The organism is Enterobacter sp. FW301-JW81 (assembly GCF_058788735.1).
The window spans coordinates 376,158-392,095 of the sequence record NZ_JBYTBA010000001.1 but is presented as its reverse complement, the minus strand read 5'-3'; the positions used below and the strand labels follow the sequence as shown (position 1 = coordinate 392,095).

At 53.1% G+C, this 15,938-nt stretch carries 18 protein-coding genes; 9 read left to right on the top strand and 9 right to left on the bottom strand.

The features are described 5' to 3' along the window. The first annotated feature begins 14 nt into the window (after nt 1–14). The 5 genes from bssS (at nt 15) to AC3WOK_RS01805 (ending at nt 3,029) form a co-directional block, all read left to right on the top strand. Entirely contained in the window at nt 15–269 is a 255-nt protein-coding gene (gene bssS, locus AC3WOK_RS01825; RefSeq protein WP_008500827.1) for a biofilm formation regulator BssS, read from the top strand. Between the two features lie 116 nt (nt 270–385). Next, nucleotides 386–1,504, top strand: coding sequence for an N-methyl-L-tryptophan oxidase (solA, locus tag AC3WOK_RS01820; protein ID WP_492353827.1), 1,119 nt, complete (start codon nt 386–388; stop codon nt 1,502–1,504). 59 nt (nt 1,505–1,563) lie between these two features. Continuing rightward, the gene (locus tag AC3WOK_RS01815) at nt 1,564–1,677 is read left to right on the top strand and encodes a DUF2770 family protein (protein ID WP_048339068.1); all 114 of its coding nucleotides are present in this window, start codon (nt 1,564–1,566) and stop codon (nt 1,675–1,677) included. Nucleotides 1,678–1,885: 208 nt separating this feature from the next. Beyond that, nucleotides 1,886–2,452: a cytochrome b gene (locus AC3WOK_RS01810; protein WP_492353826.1), complete on the top strand. Its 567-nt coding sequence runs from the start codon at nt 1,886–1,888 to the stop codon at nt 2,450–2,452. A 1-nt stretch (nt 2,453) separates the two neighbouring features. Beyond that, nucleotides 2,454–3,029, top strand: coding sequence for a YceI family protein (locus AC3WOK_RS01805; RefSeq protein ID WP_063431618.1), 576 nt, complete (start codon nt 2,454–2,456; stop codon nt 3,027–3,029). A 41-nt stretch (nt 3,030–3,070) separates the two neighbouring features. Here the strand turns inward: AC3WOK_RS01805 and trhO are convergent, their stop codons facing one another. Continuing rightward, nucleotides 3,071–4,120, bottom strand: a complete 1,050-nt coding sequence (gene trhO, locus AC3WOK_RS01800) for an oxygen-dependent tRNA uridine(34) hydroxylase TrhO (RefSeq protein WP_063431620.1) — start codon at nt 4,118–4,120, stop codon at nt 3,071–3,073. Nucleotides 4,121–4,341: 221 nt separating this feature from the next. Between trhO and AC3WOK_RS01795 the strand changes: the two genes are divergently transcribed. The 3 genes from AC3WOK_RS01795 (at nt 4,342) to AC3WOK_RS01785 (ending at nt 7,101) form a co-directional block, all read left to right on the top strand. Continuing rightward, a complete protein-coding gene (locus AC3WOK_RS01795) occupies nt 4,342–5,268 on the top strand; it encodes a Kdo(2)-lipid IV(A) acyltransferase (protein WP_492353825.1) in 927 nt (308 codons plus the stop codon). 143 nt (nt 5,269–5,411) lie between these two features. Beyond that, nucleotides 5,412–6,629, top strand: a complete 1,218-nt coding sequence (gene mdtG / locus AC3WOK_RS01790) for a multidrug efflux MFS transporter MdtG (RefSeq protein WP_264439142.1) — start codon at nt 5,412–5,414, stop codon at nt 6,627–6,629. Between the two features lie 97 nt (nt 6,630–6,726). After that, entirely contained in the window at nt 6,727–7,101 is a 375-nt protein-coding gene (locus AC3WOK_RS01785; RefSeq protein WP_492353824.1) for a MysB family protein, read from the top strand. 6 nt (nt 7,102–7,107) lie between these two features. Here AC3WOK_RS01785 and AC3WOK_RS01780 read toward each other — a convergent pair whose 3' ends face one another. From AC3WOK_RS01780 to mdoG, 3 genes are all read right to left on the bottom strand, one after another. Then, a complete protein-coding gene (locus tag AC3WOK_RS01780; RefSeq protein ID WP_047349021.1) occupies nt 7,108–7,335 on the bottom strand; it encodes a YceK/YidQ family lipoprotein in 228 nt (75 codons plus the stop codon). 84 nt (nt 7,336–7,419) lie between these two features. Next, nucleotides 7,420–9,948, bottom strand: a complete 2,529-nt coding sequence (mdoH, locus tag AC3WOK_RS01775; protein WP_047349022.1) for a glucans biosynthesis glucosyltransferase MdoH — start codon at nt 9,946–9,948, stop codon at nt 7,420–7,422. Beyond that, nucleotides 9,941–11,494 carry a glucans biosynthesis protein MdoG gene (mdoG, locus tag AC3WOK_RS01770; protein WP_059311053.1) on the bottom strand — a complete coding sequence of 518 codons (1,554 nt, stop codon included), beginning with the start codon at nt 11,492–11,494 and terminating at the stop codon, nt 9,941–9,943. Before mdoG ends, mdoH begins: the two co-directional genes overlap by 8 nt. A gap of 254 nt (nt 11,495–11,748) precedes the next feature. Between mdoG and mdoC the strand changes: the two genes are divergently transcribed. Then, nucleotides 11,749–12,888 (top strand): glucans biosynthesis protein MdoC, encoded by a 1,140-nt coding sequence (gene mdoC, locus AC3WOK_RS01765; protein ID WP_059311054.1) that lies wholly within the window; start codon nt 11,749–11,751, stop codon nt 12,886–12,888. Between the two features lie 33 nt (nt 12,889–12,921). Here the strand turns inward: mdoC and ymdB are convergent, their stop codons facing one another. The 5 genes from ymdB to csgB all read right to left on the bottom strand — a co-directional run bounded on the left by ymdB (nt 12,922) and on the right by csgB (nt 15,398). Beyond that, nucleotides 12,922–13,464 (bottom strand): O-acetyl-ADP-ribose deacetylase, encoded by a 543-nt coding sequence (gene ymdB / locus AC3WOK_RS01760; RefSeq protein WP_045908290.1) that lies wholly within the window; start codon nt 13,462–13,464, stop codon nt 12,922–12,924. 106 nt (nt 13,465–13,570) lie between these two features. After that, on the bottom strand, nt 13,571–13,891 hold the full coding sequence (locus AC3WOK_RS01755; RefSeq protein ID WP_059311055.1) for a YmdA family protein: 321 nt from the start codon (nt 13,889–13,891) through the stop codon (nt 13,571–13,573). 160 nt (nt 13,892–14,051) lie between these two features. After that, nucleotides 14,052–14,384 carry a curli assembly chaperone CsgC gene (csgC, locus tag AC3WOK_RS01750; protein WP_047349025.1) on the bottom strand — a complete coding sequence of 111 codons (333 nt, stop codon included), beginning with the start codon at nt 14,382–14,384 and terminating at the stop codon, nt 14,052–14,054. A gap of 61 nt (nt 14,385–14,445) precedes the next feature. Beyond that, nucleotides 14,446–14,901: a curli major subunit CsgA gene (gene csgA / locus AC3WOK_RS01745; protein ID WP_025755853.1), complete on the bottom strand. Its 456-nt coding sequence runs from the start codon at nt 14,899–14,901 to the stop codon at nt 14,446–14,448. Nucleotides 14,902–14,942: 41 nt separating this feature from the next. Beyond that, complete coding sequence (csgB, locus tag AC3WOK_RS01740) at nt 14,943–15,398, bottom strand: curli minor subunit CsgB (protein WP_059311056.1); 456 nt, start codon at nt 15,396–15,398, stop codon at nt 14,943–14,945. Nucleotides 15,399–15,938: the final 540 nt, after the last annotated feature.

Below are 15,938 nucleotides of genomic sequence, written 5' to 3'. Positions count from 1 at the left end.
TTAAGGGGGTTATAATGGAAAAGAATAGTGAAGTGATCCAGACCCATCCACTTGTTGGCTGGGATATCAGTACCGTAGATAGCTACGATGCGCTGATGCTGCGTTTGCACTACCAGACCCCGAATCAACTCAACCGTGAAGAAGCGGAAGTTGGACAGACGCTGTGGCTAACAACAGACGTCGCCCGTCAGTTTATTTCTATTTTAGAAGCAGGTATTGCAAAAATAGAATCTGGCGACTATCAGGAAAATGAGTATAAGCGGCACTAACCGTATGCCCACTTTTCACTCAACAGGCACCCTCGCGGTGCCTTATTTATTTCTCCCTTGTCTAACCCCGCGTTGTTAATTACTCTGCTAACAAAACGTAAGTTTACGAGACGCATATGAGATACGACTTAATCATTATTGGTAGCGGCTCCGTGGGTTCCGCCGCAGGTTATTACGCGACACAGGCAGGTCTGAACGTCCTGATGATTGACGCCCATCGTCCTCCCCATGCGGAGGGTAGCCATCATGGCGACACCCGCCTCATACGCCATGCGTATGGTGAAGGCGAGCGCTATGTGCCGCTGGTGCTTCGCGCCCAGACGCTGTGGGACGAGCTGGCGAAACAGACCGAAGAGCGTATTTTCGACCGTACTGGGGTTATCAATCTTGGCCCGGCTCATTCGGAATTTCTCGCCGGCGTCGAACGCAGCGCGACTGCCTTTAATCTAGAGGTTGAAAAGCTTGACGCGGCGGGCATTACGGCGCGCTGGCCTGAAATTACCGTCCCGGACGATTATATTGGCCTCTTTGAAGCCAACTCCGGCGTGCTGCATTGTGAAACGGCGATCAAAACCTGGATCGACCTCGCCGCAAACGCCGGCTGCGCGCAGCTGTTCAACTGTCCGGTGGATGCCATCACGCATGACGCTGATGGCGTTACGGTGACCACCCTTGACGGCGAATACTCAGCGTCCCGCCTGCTGGTCAGTGCAGGAACCTGGGTCACGCGCCTGCTGCCGGACCTGCCGATCCAGCCGGTGCGCAAGGTCTTCTCCTGGTTCCAGTCGGACGGTCGTTACAGCGCGCAGAATAAATTCCCGGCCTTCACCGGGGAATTACCGAATGGCGATCAGTTCTACGGTTTCCCGTCCGAGAAAGACGCGTTGAAAATCGGTAAACACAACGGTGGCCAGGTTATCTCCTCTCCTGAAGAGCGTAAACCCTTCGGCGCCTTCCCACAGGATGGCTCAGAAGCCTTCTCGTTCCTGCGTAATATTCTTCCAGGCGTCGGTGGCTTACTGTATGGCGCGGCCTGTACCTATGACAATACGCCGGATGAAGACTTTATCATTGATACGCTGCCAGGACATGACAACACCCTGCTGATTACCGGGCTTAGCGGCCACGGCTTTAAGTTTGCTTCCGTGCTGGGTGAAATCGCCGCGCAGTTTGCCCAGGGTATCACGCCGCAGTTTGATCTGGCGCCCTTCTCCCTCTCGCGTTTTAACGGATAATCTCAAACGGGCTCCGGACATCGGGGCCCGTTTCATTCACACTGCTATTGCGGAGCGTTATGCGCAGGATCGTTAACTTTCTGATGAATAATATTCGCGAGCATTTTATGCTCTATCTCTTATTGTGGGCGCTGCTGGCGATTATTGATTTTGTTTACATTGTATTTTATTGAAAAGCCACATTGACAATAATTGACATTAACTTAGCTTTATTGAAACTCTCAATTTCATCTTGCACGAAGACATTGAATTACCTTTATCGATCCTATTCAAAAGCACTGAAATAAATAAAATAAAAATCAATATACATTTATTTCAGTTGCAATATCACGCCTTCCCGTTCATTTTTACCCTTCGGTTAATGTGAAAATGGACATTCTAATGCAATTGCGTAACTCCTCTCGGCGCTACGGAATAATATCCATAAGTTTGCACTGGATATTTGCTATTGCCGTCTACGGTATGTTTGGACTTGGGCTCTGGATGGTCACGCTCAGCTATTACGATGGCTGGTATCACCAGGCGCCGGAGTTACATAAAAGCATCGGTGTCCTGCTGATGCTGGGGCTGGTTTTTCGCGTGGTCTGGCGACATATTTCCCCGCCGCCCGCCGCGCCGAAAACCCACGGTAAAATGACCCGCCTGAGTGCCGTTGCGGCGCATATCGCGCTCTATGCGCTGCTCTTCGCCATCCTGATTAGCGGCTACCTCATCTCGACGGCCGACGGTAAGCCGATTAGCGTCTTTGGTTTATTTGACGTCCCGGCAACGCTCAGCGATGCGGGCGTGCAGGCCGACACCGCCGGGGTTGTTCACCTCTGGCTTGCCTGGAGCGTCGTGATCCTGTCCGTGCTGCACGGGCTGGCCGCCCTCAAACACCACTTTATTGATAAAGACGATACGCTAAAGCGCATGCTTGGCCGCTCGTCCGTTGACTCTGGAGTATAAAATGAAAAAACACCTGCTGGGTATCGCACTGGGTTCTCTGTTATTTACCACCGGTTCCGCGGTGGCGGCTGATTATAAAATTGATAAAGAGGGCCAGCACGCTTTCGTCAATTTCCGTATTCAGCATCTGGGCTATAGCTGGCTATACGGGACCTTTAAAGATTTTGACGGCACGTTCAGCTTTGACGATAAAAACCCTGCCGCCGATAAAGTCAATGTGACTATTAATACTAACAGCGTCGACACGAACCATGCTGAACGCGATAAGCACTTGCGCAGCGCGGAATTCCTGAATGTGTCGAAATTCCCGCAGGCCACCTTTACCTCTACGGACGTGAAGAAAGACGGTGATAAGCTCAATATTACCGGAAACCTGACGCTTAACGGCGTAACTAAACCGGTCACCCTTGATGCTAAATTAATTGGTCAGGGGGACGATCCCTGGGGCGGGAAACGTGCAGGTTTTGAAGCCGCAGGTAAAATTCACCTGAAAGATTTCAATATCACAACGGATTTAGGCCCGGCGTCGCAGGACGTTGAGCTGGTTATTTCGGTCGAAGGGGTTCAGCAGAAGTAATCATTGCGCCCGGCAGGCATTCACCATGCCGGGCGTTATTATTATTCCGGGTCGGGGATACCCAGTTTGGTATTCAGACGGCCGCGTGATTTATTGAAAATCTTATTGCCGTTTTCACGTCCCGCGCGACGACGACGCTGCTCTTCTTCCGGCAGGATGCTCTCTTCACTGCACAGCTCGCTACAGCAGCCGTTAAACTTCTCGGCACAGGCCGGGCACTGAATGAACAGCAGATGACAACCGTCGTTTTTACAGTTGGTATGGGTATCGCACGGCGCGCCACACTGGTGGCACTGGGCAATGACGTCTTCGGAAATACGCTCCCCCATACGCTCGTCAAAGACAAAGTTTTTGCCGATAAAGCGTACCGGTAAACCCTGCTCGCGGGCGCGGCGGGCATACTCAATAATGCCGCCTTCAATGTGCCAGACCTTATTAAAGCCGTTGTGCTTCATCCACGCGCTGGCTTTCTCACAACGGATACCGCCGGTGCAGTACATAACGATTTTTTTATCTTTATGTTCCTGCATCATCTCAACCGCTTTCGGCAGTTGCTCGCGGAAGGTGTCGGCCGGGATTTCCATCGCGTTCTCGAAGTGCCCCACTTCATACTCGTAGTGGTTACGCATATCAATGAACACGGCATCCGGGTCGTCCAGCATCGCATTAACTTCCGCAGCTTTCAGATATTCACCGACGTCCGCCGGGTTAAACTCAGGGTCGTCAATGCCATCCGCCACGATGCGCTCACGCACCTTCATGCGCAGCACCCAGAAGGATTTCCCATCATCATCCAGCGCAATGTTTAGGCGCAAGCCGTTTAGCGCCGGGTCGAACTGATAAAGACAGTCGCGGAAGGCGCTCACTTTGCTTTCCGGTACGCTAATCTGCGCGTTAATGCCTTCGCGGGCAAGATAGACGCGGCCGAAGACGTTAAGCGCCGTGAATGCCTGATAAAGCGCATCGCGGGTCGCCTGCGGATCGTCGATAGTGAAATATTTGTAGAATGAGATGGTGGTGCGCGGTTCGGTTTCAGCCAACATACGCGCTCTTAACATCTCATTCGATACGCGGTTGTGTAACACTGGCATGGTGTACAGTCCTGGAATCGTTAGAGAGAATGAAAAAACGGTCGGCATCATATAGCAAACAAAACCAATTTACATCCACACAATTTACGCTACATTTCACACACCCTGATTAATCAGGCATAACAATTGCTGTATTCGTGCACGTTTCGAAAGCAGATATTTTGGCTATGTCTCAAAAAATGAGACACTAGCAAAACAGGACGTTTGAACACAGGAAAGACATGACCCAGTTACCAAAATTTACTGCTGCGCTTTTGCATCCCCGCTATTGGTTGACCTGGCTTGGCATTGGCTTTTTATGGCTACTGGTACAGCTTCCCTACCCCGTTATTTTCCGGCTGGGCAAATCTCTGGGCCGTTTCGCGCAACTCTTTATGAAGCGCCGCGCCAGAATAGCGTACCGCAACCTTGAACTGTGTTTTCCGCAGATGAGCGAATCAGAACGTCACGACATGGTCTCGAAGAATTTCGAATCCGTCGGGATGGGGCTGATGGAAACCGGCATGGCGTGGTTCTGGCCGGACAAACGCATGGCCCGCTGGAGCGAAGTGACGGGAACCGGCATGGAGCCGGTGCATACGCTTCAGGCCAATCAGACGGGGGTTCTGCTGATCGGCGTCCATTTTCTGACGCTGGAAATCGGGGCGCGTATGTTTGGCATGCAGGCGCCGGGCATCGGCGTTTATCGTCCAAACGACAACCCGGTCATCGACTTAATCCAGACCAACGGCCGCATGCGCTCCAACAAAAGCATGATCGACCGTAAAGATCTGAAGGGCATGATCCGCGCGCTGAAATCCGGTGAAGTTGTCTGGTATGCCCCCGACCACGACTACGGTCCGCAATCCAGCGTATTTGTCCCCTTCTTCGCCGTTGAAGAGGCTGCCACAACGACCGGCACCAGGATGCTTGCGCGCATGTCCAAAGCCGCCATCGTGCCCTTTGTTCCCCGCCGTAAGCCGGATGGTTCGGGCTACGAGCTGATCATGCTGGAGCCGGAACTCGCGCCGCCGCTTGACGATGCAGAAACCACCGCGCGCTGGATGAACGGCATTGTCGAGAAGTGCATCATGCGCGCGCCGGAGCAGTATATGTGGCTGCACCGCCGCTTTAAAACCCGCCCAAAAGGCACGCCGTCCCGCTACTGATTTTCAGCATGCGGTCCTTCGGGCCGCATGCTGTTTTAGCTTTAAAAGCGCCTCCTCATTGCGGCAATCATAACCCAGGCGCATAATTAGCAGGCTTATTACTCTATGCCTCAGGTGCTCTGCACCTCATTATGCGGATTGTTATGTCACCCTCAGATGCCCCCATAAACTGGAAGCGTAACCTCACGGTTGCGTGGCTTGGCTGTTTCCTCACCGGCGCGGCGTTTAGCCTGGTCATGCCTTTCCTGCCGCTCTACGTCGAACAGCTGGGCGTAACGGGCCACAGTGCGCTCAATATGTGGTCCGGCCTGGTGTTCAGCATCACGTTTCTCTTTTCCGCGATTGCTTCGCCCTTCTGGGGCGGCCTTGCCGACCGCAAGGGGCGAAAGATCATGCTGCTACGCTCGGCGCTGGGGATGGCGATTATCATGGCGCTGATGGGCGTGGCGCAGAACGTCTGGCAGTTCCTGATCCTGCGCGCGTTGCTGGGCCTGCTGGGGGGATTTATTCCCAATGCGAACGCCTTAATCGCCACGCAAATTCCTCGCCATAAGAGCGGCTGGGCGCTGGGGACGCTCTCAACCGGCGGCGTGAGCGGTGCCTTATTGGGCCCCCTGGCCGGTGGATTACTGGCGGATAGCTACGGGCTGCGGCCGGTCTTCTTTATCACCGCCAGCGTGCTTTTCCTCTGCTTTATCGTCACCCTGCTCTGCATTCGTGAAAACTTCACGCCCGTCGCCAAAAAAGAGATGCTCCACGCCAGGGACGTGCTGGCCTCGCTTAAAAACCCCCGACTGGTGCTGAGCCTGTTCGTGACGACTTTGATTATTCAGGTCGCAACCGGTTCGATTGCCCCTATTCTGACGCTGTACGTTCGCGATCTGGCGGGCAACGTCAGCAATATTGCGTTTATCAGCGGACTGATTGCCTCCGTGCCCGGCGTGGCCGCGCTGATTAGCGCCCCGAGGCTAGGGAAGCTGGGCGATCGCGTCGGTCCGGAAAAGATCCTGATCTGTGCGCTGGTGATTTCCGTGCTGCTGCTTATCCCCATGTCGATGGTGCAGTCCCCCTGGCAACTGGGCGTTCTGCGCTTTTTGCTGGGTGCAGCCGACGGGGCGTTACTGCCCGCCGTGCAGACCCTGCTGGTCTACAACTCCACGAACCAGATTGCCGGGCGTATCTTCAGCTATAACCAGTCGTTTCGCGATATCGGTAACGTCACCGGACCGCTTCTCGGGGCTGGGATCTCCGCCAGCTTCGGTTTCCGCGCCGTCTTTATCGTGACGGCTGGCGTCGTGTTGTTCAATGCTATTTATTCGTGGTTCAGTTTATCCCGCGCGTTACGGCCCGTGACGGAATAAGACGAACGCCTGACGGCTTATTTTCGCATTCATACTTGCAGAATCTGATATTCAGCTATTCTTTCCCTAAAACCATCTGAAAAACAGGGAGACACCGATGACCATGTACGCCACGCTGGAAGAAGCTATTGATGCCGCTCGCGAAGAGTTCCTCGCCGACAACCCCGGCGTTGAGGAAGAAAATGCTGACGTGCAGCAGTTTAATATCCAAAAATACGTTCTGCAGGATGGGGATATTATGTGGCAGGCCGAATTCTTTGCCGATGACGGCGAAGAAGGAGAATGTTTGCCGGTCCTGAGCGGTGAAGGTGCGCAGGCCGTCTTTGATGGCGACTATGATGAAATCGAGCTACGGCAGGAGTGGCTGGAAGAAAATACCCTACACGAGTGGGATGAGGGCGAATTTCAGCTCGAGCCGCCGCTGGATACGGAAGAAGGTCAAACCGCAGCCGACGAATGGGACGAGCGTTAATTTACGCTATTCGTACGGGCCGTGGCTGGCATCGATGGGCAGCAGCAGCGTGTCGAAAATCAGCGAGAACGGCAGATCGAGCACGGTCAGGTAGCGCCATGCGGAATCGCGGACATCCCATTTCACGCCCGGGTAGTACTGATTCCCGTGGCCTTGCCCTGGAATGGTGCGACTGATGATACTGCCGCAGCCGCTGAGCAGGCATGCCATCATGACGACGATGATTATTCTCATGAGTAACCTCTAAAAAAATACCGGCGATTAAGCCGGTATTTTATTTGGCGGGTAGCGCTTTGCTTACCCACCCTGCTTAACAACTTACTTCGCCTTCAACGCCAGCGGGTTCAGCTTCAGTTCTTTATAGTAGTTTACCCACGAAGAGTATCTCTCCGGAGCAGACCACACCCGATAGTGAAGTCGCGCCATCGTGACCGGGTCGCTCAACAGCACCAGACGACGGTCGCGGTTGAGTTTTTCCGGGGTCTCGTTCAGCGCTTGCTCAACGTGACGATCGCGGGCAATCTCCAGCACGTGGCTGGCACGGTGACGCGCCGTCGCCATTGCCGTTGCCAGGGCGTTGAATGACGGGTTAAACACGGCGTGCATAAAACCGTCATCCAGCGAGCGATTGCGGTTCTGCTCAAGATAGGTGTCGGTATCCACCAGCACCTGCGGCGGGGAGTACTCTTCCGGGATCAGGAACAGCTTCCAGCGTTTCGTGCGCAGCCCTACCGTTGAACGGCTGGAGATGACAGACACAAACGGCGACAGGATCAGCGAGAAAACAATCGGCGCCAGCCAGAACAGGAAGCGCAGATCCAGCCAGGCCATCCCGGCCGCCCACACCAGACCCAGCAGCAGCTGAGAACCGTGGCGCATGAAGGCTTCACTCCACGGCGTGGAGTCGTCATCACGCTGCGGTGAGTTCCAGACCACTTCCCAGCCCAGGAACGCGCTGACCACAAACACGGTGTGGAACAGCATACGCACCGGTGCCAGCAGCACGGAGAAGAGCACTTCAAGCAGCAGTGAAAGGGTCACGCGGAAGAAACCGCCGTACTCTTTCGAGCCTTTGCACCAGATCAGAATGATGCTGAGCAGCTTAGGCAGGAACAGCAGCACCATGGTGGAAGCAAACAGCGCAATCGCCAGCTCCGGGCGCCACTGCGGCCACACCGGGAACAGCTGGCGCGGCTGCAGGAAGTATTGCGGCTCCGTCAGGGCATGGACGACCTGCAGCGCGGTCGAGAGCGCGAGGAACATAAACCACAGCGGTGCGGAGAGATACGACATCACGCCCGTCAGGAACACCGCGCGGTGAACCGGGTGCATCCCTTTTACCAGGAACAGGCGGAAGTTCATCAGGTTACCATGGCACCAGCGGCGGTCGCGCTTGAGCTCGTCCAGCAGGTTCGGCGGCAGCTCTTCGTACGATCCCGGCAGGTCGTAAGCAATCCAGACGCCCCAGCCAGCACGACGCATCAGCGCCGCTTCCACGAAGTCATGCGACAGAATAGAGCCGGCAAACGAACCCTCACCCGGCAGCGGCGCCAGCGCACAGTGTTCGATGAACGGCTTCACGCGGATAATGGCGTTGTGACCCCAGTAGTGCGATTCCCCCAGCTGCCAGAAGTGCAGACCCGCCGTAAACAGCGGCCCGTAAACGCGAGTGGCGAACTGCTGGCAGCGCGCATACAGCGTGTCCATACCGGACGCTTTTGGCGAAGACTGAATGATGCCCGCATTCGGGTTGGCTTCCATCAGACGCACCAGACCGCTCAGGCAGTCACCGCTCATGACGGAGTCAGCATCCAGCACTACCATATAGCTGTACTGGTTACCCCAGCGACGACAGAAGTCATCGATGTTACCGCTTTTACGCTTCACACGACGGCGGCGACGACGGTAGAAGATCTGCCCTTCGCCCTGCACTTCTGCAATCAGCTCCATCCACGCTTTTTGTTCTGCCACGCAGATATCCGGGTTGTAGCTGTCGCTCAGGATGTAAACGTCGAAATGCTCCGCGTTGCCGGTGGCCTTGACGGACTCCCAGGTCGCGCGCAGGCCCGCAAACACGCGGTCAACGTCTTCGTTACAGATAGGCATAATCAGCGCGGTACGGTGCTCAGGATTGAGGGGTTCATCCCCGACCGTCGACGCTGAAATGCTGTATTTGTCACGCCCCATCAGCAGCTGCAGGAAGCCCATCAGCGCGGTCCAGAAACCGGCCGATACCCAGCAGAAGAGGACAGCGAACAGCAGGAGGATGCCGCTCTGCAGAATATACGGCAGCAGCTGCATGAAGGAGACCCAGAGATCCTGGCCCATCATGTCCGTTGGGTTGATAAACGCCCAGCCCTGGTAAGGCAGGATGGTTTTCATGTACCAGGTCGCGACGACCGTCTGCGCCAGCGTCAGAAGCAGCAGGATGTAGCGACGGATGGTCCCCACGGTACGCCATTTCTGTTCGGACGCCTGCTCTTCTTTCGTCAGGCGTGACAGATAGCGCGGCGTCACATCGCGCCCGCGCAGGCGATCCCAGAAGCGACCAACCGGGTTGGTGCGCCATGGATCGGGGAACATCGAGGAGCGCGTGGCCTTCGGCATCGCCTGAAGCTGATCGCGTCCTTCGTCGTCTTTAATCAACTGCCCTTCTGCCAGCGAGTCTGGCCATGCCTGCTCCAGACGCGCCTTTACTGACCCGAGCGGCGTATCATCATCACGGGAAAACTGACGATGTTCACCATCCAGCGCGGTGTGAACCGCGCGGATGTCGCTCTTAGGCAGCGCCGCTTTCTCAATATCCGTCAGCGGCATGGCATCAATATATTCAGATGTATTATTCATTGGCAGGTAGCTGGTAGCTCCAGGTTTCACTCAGCGGCTGATCGTTACTGACCAGCGCAGCACGCATTTCAGTCGTCTGTTTCGGATCTTTCACTTTCACGCGCAGGGTCAGGCGCCAGCCTTTGGTGACCGGGTTGTAACGCACGGCGTTCTCAACGATTTCACCGTTATCACCGATGCTGGCCTGAGCGGTAACCGCAGTATCCGGCGACAGTTTCTTCATATCCTGGCCTGCGAAGTCCACGACAAAGGCCACGGTACCGTCAGGCTGACGGATAAGATTAGACTGCTTCACATCACCCGTTGAGCGGCGAGTCTGCATAACATACGCGTTATCCGGCGCATGCAGCTTATCTTCGTCGCGGCTGAAGGTAATGGTGTACTTGAAGTTCATCTCTTTACCGGCTTCCGGCAGCTGATCCGGCGTCCAGTAAGCGACGATGTTATCGTTGGTTTCGTCGTTGGTTGGAATTTCAACCAGCTCAACCTTACCTTTACCCCAGTCACCGTTTGGCGTGACCCAGGCGCTTGGACGCTGGTCATAGCGGTCGTCCAAATCTTCAAAGCGGGAGAACTGACGACCACGCTGCAGCAGGCCGAAACCTTGTGGGTTTTCCATCGCGTAGCTGCTAACGGCCAGATGTTTAGGGTTATTCAGCGGACGCCAGATCCACTCGCCGTTACCGGCATGAATAGACAGACCGTTGGAGTCGTGCAGTTCCGGGCGGAAGTTGGTTGCCGGCGACGGCTGGTTCGGCCCAAACAGGAACATACTGGTCAGCGGCGCAACGCCCAGTTTGCCCACTTTATCACGCAGGTAAACCTTGGACTGCACGTCAACTACCGTGTCGCGACCCGGCATAATCACAAAGCGATAGGCGCCGGTTGCACGCGGGGAATCCAGCAGCGCATAAATGGTCAGACGTTTGTCCGTTGGTTTTGGACGTTCAATCCAGAACTCGCGAAAACGTGGGAACTCTTCACCTGATGGCAGCGCGGTATCAATGGCCAGTCCGCGCGCAGAAAGCCCGTACACCTGTCCCGCGCCAATCACGCGGAAATAGCTTGCACCGAGCATGCTGACGATTTCGTCGTTTTTATCTTTGCTGTTGATCGGGTAAAGCACCTTGAAGCCTGCGAAGCCCAGGTCTTTCACCGTATCTTTGTCGTGTTGCACATTGCCGAAATTGAAGTAATCCGGGCTGTATTTGATCTTACGTACCGCTGTCGCCGTCACTTCATTGATGGCAACAGGCGTGTCGAAGTACATACCCTGATGATAAAATTCAAGCTTGAACGGGGTCTTAATATTGCTCCAGTATGCTTTGTCGTGATTGAACTGGATCTGCTGATAGTCCGCATACTTCATGTCGCGGAAAACGGAGGGCAAGTTACTTTTCGGCGCTTCGTAGCTCTTGCCTGCCATCGATTTTGCCTGTTTTGCGACATCGTCGATGTTAAAGGCCAGTGCCGATGAGGTATACAGTGATAACACTACTGCAGCACCTAACCAACGCATTTTCATCATCTGTGGTTTATGTTTCATAATAAGTAAGCACTTCCCCCTTTGTGTGCTTATATCGATCCGATCCATTTTAATGGAAACTCAGGCAATCCGACAACATTATCACTGCTTTGTTCAGCTGCTGGCTCATGGAATAAGCAAATGAAAGAACCCGCTATTCACTTTGCGTGCTTATCCTGGAGACAGGGTGTCGGTCTTGGTGTAGGGTTGCCTTCGAATGTAACCATTATGAGTCTTAGGGATAAGACGAAAAGTCTGAGAATGCACAAAGTTATATGAGCACATCACCAACAGAACGTGAATATTTCCTCGACTCGATCCGGGCATGGCTGATGCTATTGGGCATCCCGTTTCACATCTCACTGATTTACTCCAGCCACACCTGGCATGTTAATAGTCAGATGCCCTCCTGGTGGCTGACGCTGTTTAATGACTTTATTCACGCCTTCCGTATGCAGGTGTTTTTTGTCATATCCGGCTATTTCTCTTACATGCTGTTTCTGCGCTATCCGCTCAAACGCTGGTGGAAGGTGCGCGTGGAGCGCGTGGGGATCCCCATGCTGACCGCCATTCCGCTGCTGACGCTGCCGCAGTTCATTATGTTGCAATACGTCAAGGGCAAGGCGGAGAACTGGCCAAATCTGTCACTTTACGAAAAGTACAATACGCTGGTCTGGGAGCTGGTGTCTCACCTGTGGTTCCTGCTGGTCCTGGTGGTGCTCACAACGGTCAGCATGTTGATTTTCAGCCGCCTGCGCCTCCATTTGAGTCATAAAGCCGACTCCTTCTTCGCCAACATCACGATGGGCAAACTGACGGTGCTCTTTTTGCTGCTCGGGATCGCCTATGCCGCCGTGAGACGAACCCTGTTTATCGTCTATCCGCCGATTTTGAGCGATGGGTTATTTAATTTCGTGGTCATGCAGTCGCTGTTCTACATTCCGTTCTTTTTAATCGGCGCGCTGGCCTTTATTCATCCGAAGCTTAAATCGCTGTTTACCACCCCGTCACCGTGGTGCGCGCTGGGGGCTACTCTCGCCTTCGCGGCCTATCTGCTGAACCAGCGCTACGGCAGCGGCGACGCCTGGATGTATGAAACGGAAAGCGTGATCACCATGCTGCTGGGCTTGTGGATGGTGAATGTGGTATTCGCGCTGGGCCACCGTTTGCTGAACTTCAAGTCCAGCCGCGTGACCTACTTCGTTAACGCATCGCTGTTTATCTATCTGGTGCATCACCCGTTGACGCTGTTCTTTGGGGCTTACATTACCCCGCATATCGCCTCCAACACGCTGGGCTTCTTTACCGGCCTGGTGTTTGTGGTGGGGATTGCAATCCTGCTCTACGAAATCCATCTGCGGATCCCGCTCCTGCGTTTCCTCTTTTCAGGAAAACCACAGGCGAAAGCCTCATAAACAACGCGGCGCACAAAGTGCGCCGCGTTTGCTTCAGGTGTCCAGTTCCTGCCCGCGCTGGGTCAGCAGCCGTTGATAAAGGTGCGTGGTTTCTTCATCAAAACAGACAAAGATAACTTTCTCCGGCATCGGTTTTAACGACAGATAGCGGTAAACGGTTTCGACGGCAATCGTTGCAGCGGCCGCTTTTGGGTAGCCATACACGCCGGTGCTGATGGCCGGGAACGCCATGGTTTTGTAACCGTTGTCGGCGGCAAGCCGCAGACAGTTTCGGTAAGCCTCTTCCAGAATACTCGCTTCGTGCCGATCGCCGCCGTGCCATACGGGGCCTACGGCGTGAATGACCGCTCTGGCAGGCAGGTCACCCGCAAGCGTAATCACCGCATGACCGGGAGGACATTCGCCCTGTTGTTGCCGTACGGTTTTACAGGCTTCCAGCAGCTGCGGGCCAGCCGCCCGGTGAATAGCCCCGTCCACTCCGCCCCCTCCCATCAGGGATGGATTGGCCGCATTGACGATGACGTCGACGTGCATTGTCGTAATATCACCATGGATAACTTCAATTTGCGGTTTCATAAAGCCCCTCTGCAACCCGCCTTTTTTGTAAGTGTATCGCAGTGGCGTCAGGGAGAAAAAACTATCAGAAAAAATCCTCTTCCGCCCAGGGACGGAAGAGAGAGCATTAGCGATACTGGATTTCGACAACCGCGAGCGTTTTTTCAGGATTAAGGTATTTCATGCTCAGCGTCGCCAGGTTCGAATCGGACGCCTTGCCGTTAAGCGCCTCTTCATAACTGACCATACGCGTTTGCATACGGTTATTTTCAGGGCATGACATGGCAAATTGTCGCTGTTGCGGTGTGACTTCACAGGGGTCGGCGACAATTGCCCCGCGAAAATGAATCACACCGCCCTCAGCAAAGGTGGCTGAATATGCAGGGAAACTAAAAGCAGAAACGATCAGGCCCAGACCCGCCGCGAGTTGAGCGAAAGAGTTATTCATTACAGGTACTCCTCAATGAAAATCGTCCTTGAGGGGTAAACGCGCTTCATTATGACAAACGAAGTGTCACGTTAAGGAACATAATGACTTGCTCCCTGATATCAGCATAGCTCAACGGCACAGCCCCGCCACATTCTCAACTCATTGATTTAGTGAATGATTATAGCGAGCGCTCCGCTGGCGACCACTGCTGTGATAGATGAAGCGATTTACCATCAGAAACGGTGACAACGATTTTTACCGTGTCGCCTGCGTGAATATTTAAACTCAACCTCATCAAATCAATCGTCTGATTAGCGGGGATAAAAAGTGTGTTTTGCTGTCGGGAAGAACTTTGTCCCCCCTGCCCTTCCCGCACTGAGACAATCTGGACCTGACAATCACATGATTCCGTCAGCATCACCTGCGGAATAATGGTGGTCATATTTTCCTGCTGGGATGTTTTAAAGGTTATCTGACTGGAAAGCGCAGCAAGGAGAATTAAGGTATTCATGATGAACTCCCGAAAAAAAACAGGGCGCATGCCCTGTTTTTTTGTAGCACAGATTTCAGTATTAATACTGATAAGCTGATGCGTGGTTACCTAAACCAATCTGGGTAACGTTGACAGTAGAATTAGAGGCAGTCTGGTCAACAAGTGCACCGTTAAATCCACCGTACTGGCTCACATTCATAGTGGAGTCGTGACTGTTCCACTGGTCAAGTGTTGCGCTGTTGGCAAAACCATTCTGGGTCAGAGAAATGGTGCTGTCATCGGAACCTTGTCCAACATCCGCGCCATTACCGCCACCACTCTGGCTAATAGACAGAGTTGAATTTCTGGCATTAGTTTGCAAGGCGACAGCTGAGTTACCGCCACCGCTCTGGTAAATATTCAGGGTTGAATTTGGGCCATAGCCGCCATGACCGTGACCGTGTCCATGGCCCCAGCCACCTTGATCAATAAGACCGGCCATAGCACTACCAGAAACTACGATTGCTGCAAGAGCTGCCACTTTGATAAATTTCATGGTAAAACCCCCATCGGATTGATTTAAGTCGCCGCGAATAACTAACGTTGAATAACGCGAATGGCCATTTGCGACTGTTTTTGCACTACAACTGCGGTTTTCTGTGTACCGTACTGCGTGATGCTTGCTCTATTACCCGACCCTTTCTGGATAATTTTCGCACTATTTCCAAATCCGTCTTGCGTAATATCAGCATCATTGGCGAAGCCGCTCTGAGAGATATACGCAAAATTATAAGTCCCTGATTGATCAACTCGCGCTCTGTTACCTGACCCATCCTGGGAAACGATGGACAGTAATTTTGAACCGCCCTGGCGAACCTGCGCATCATTTAATACGCCCTGCTGACCAATAATGGCTGCCTGATTTAATGACAAACGGCTTAATTCATTAACCGCAAAGTTATATTCAGCGTTAGCCAAATCTGTATTCGCTGCGGCTACAAACCCAGGCACCCCCAGTAATGTAAACATCATAAATAACGATGTGTTTTTCATGTTGTCACCCTGGACCTGGCTATTTTAAATTTCCATCACCGTATAGCTATGGCTTCATGTTAGAACGACTTGTATTTTGTTAACGCGTCGTTACGGTGAAGAGTATGTCGGCTGAAACATTTTAAATATCTCACCCACGCGGCTTATTTTTATTTATCAGGTCACCACAAAGTCGTAATTTTCAGAAAAAATCACTTTAATCAGGCCAGCTTATTTTTTTATAACGCATTTCCTGAAAGCGGGTTGTACAACAGGGGAAAGGCTGTCCACGCTTCTTCCCGCGTTGTTTAAACGTAACGGCACCAGAACATTTTTTCTCATCACGTGACACGAGACCTGTTTTCTTAAGCTCAAGCCTCGCTCATTAGAGGACTTAGAAATAATCAGTAACTCATACTTGATTAATGTGATTAAAAAATATCAAATAATGTTAAGAATCAATCAAATAAAAATATTTGTATGATTTTTAAAATCTGTGCATCTATATTTATGTGTACAACTTTTTTATCAAATCCCGCCATTCAACACGACGTCATTTTA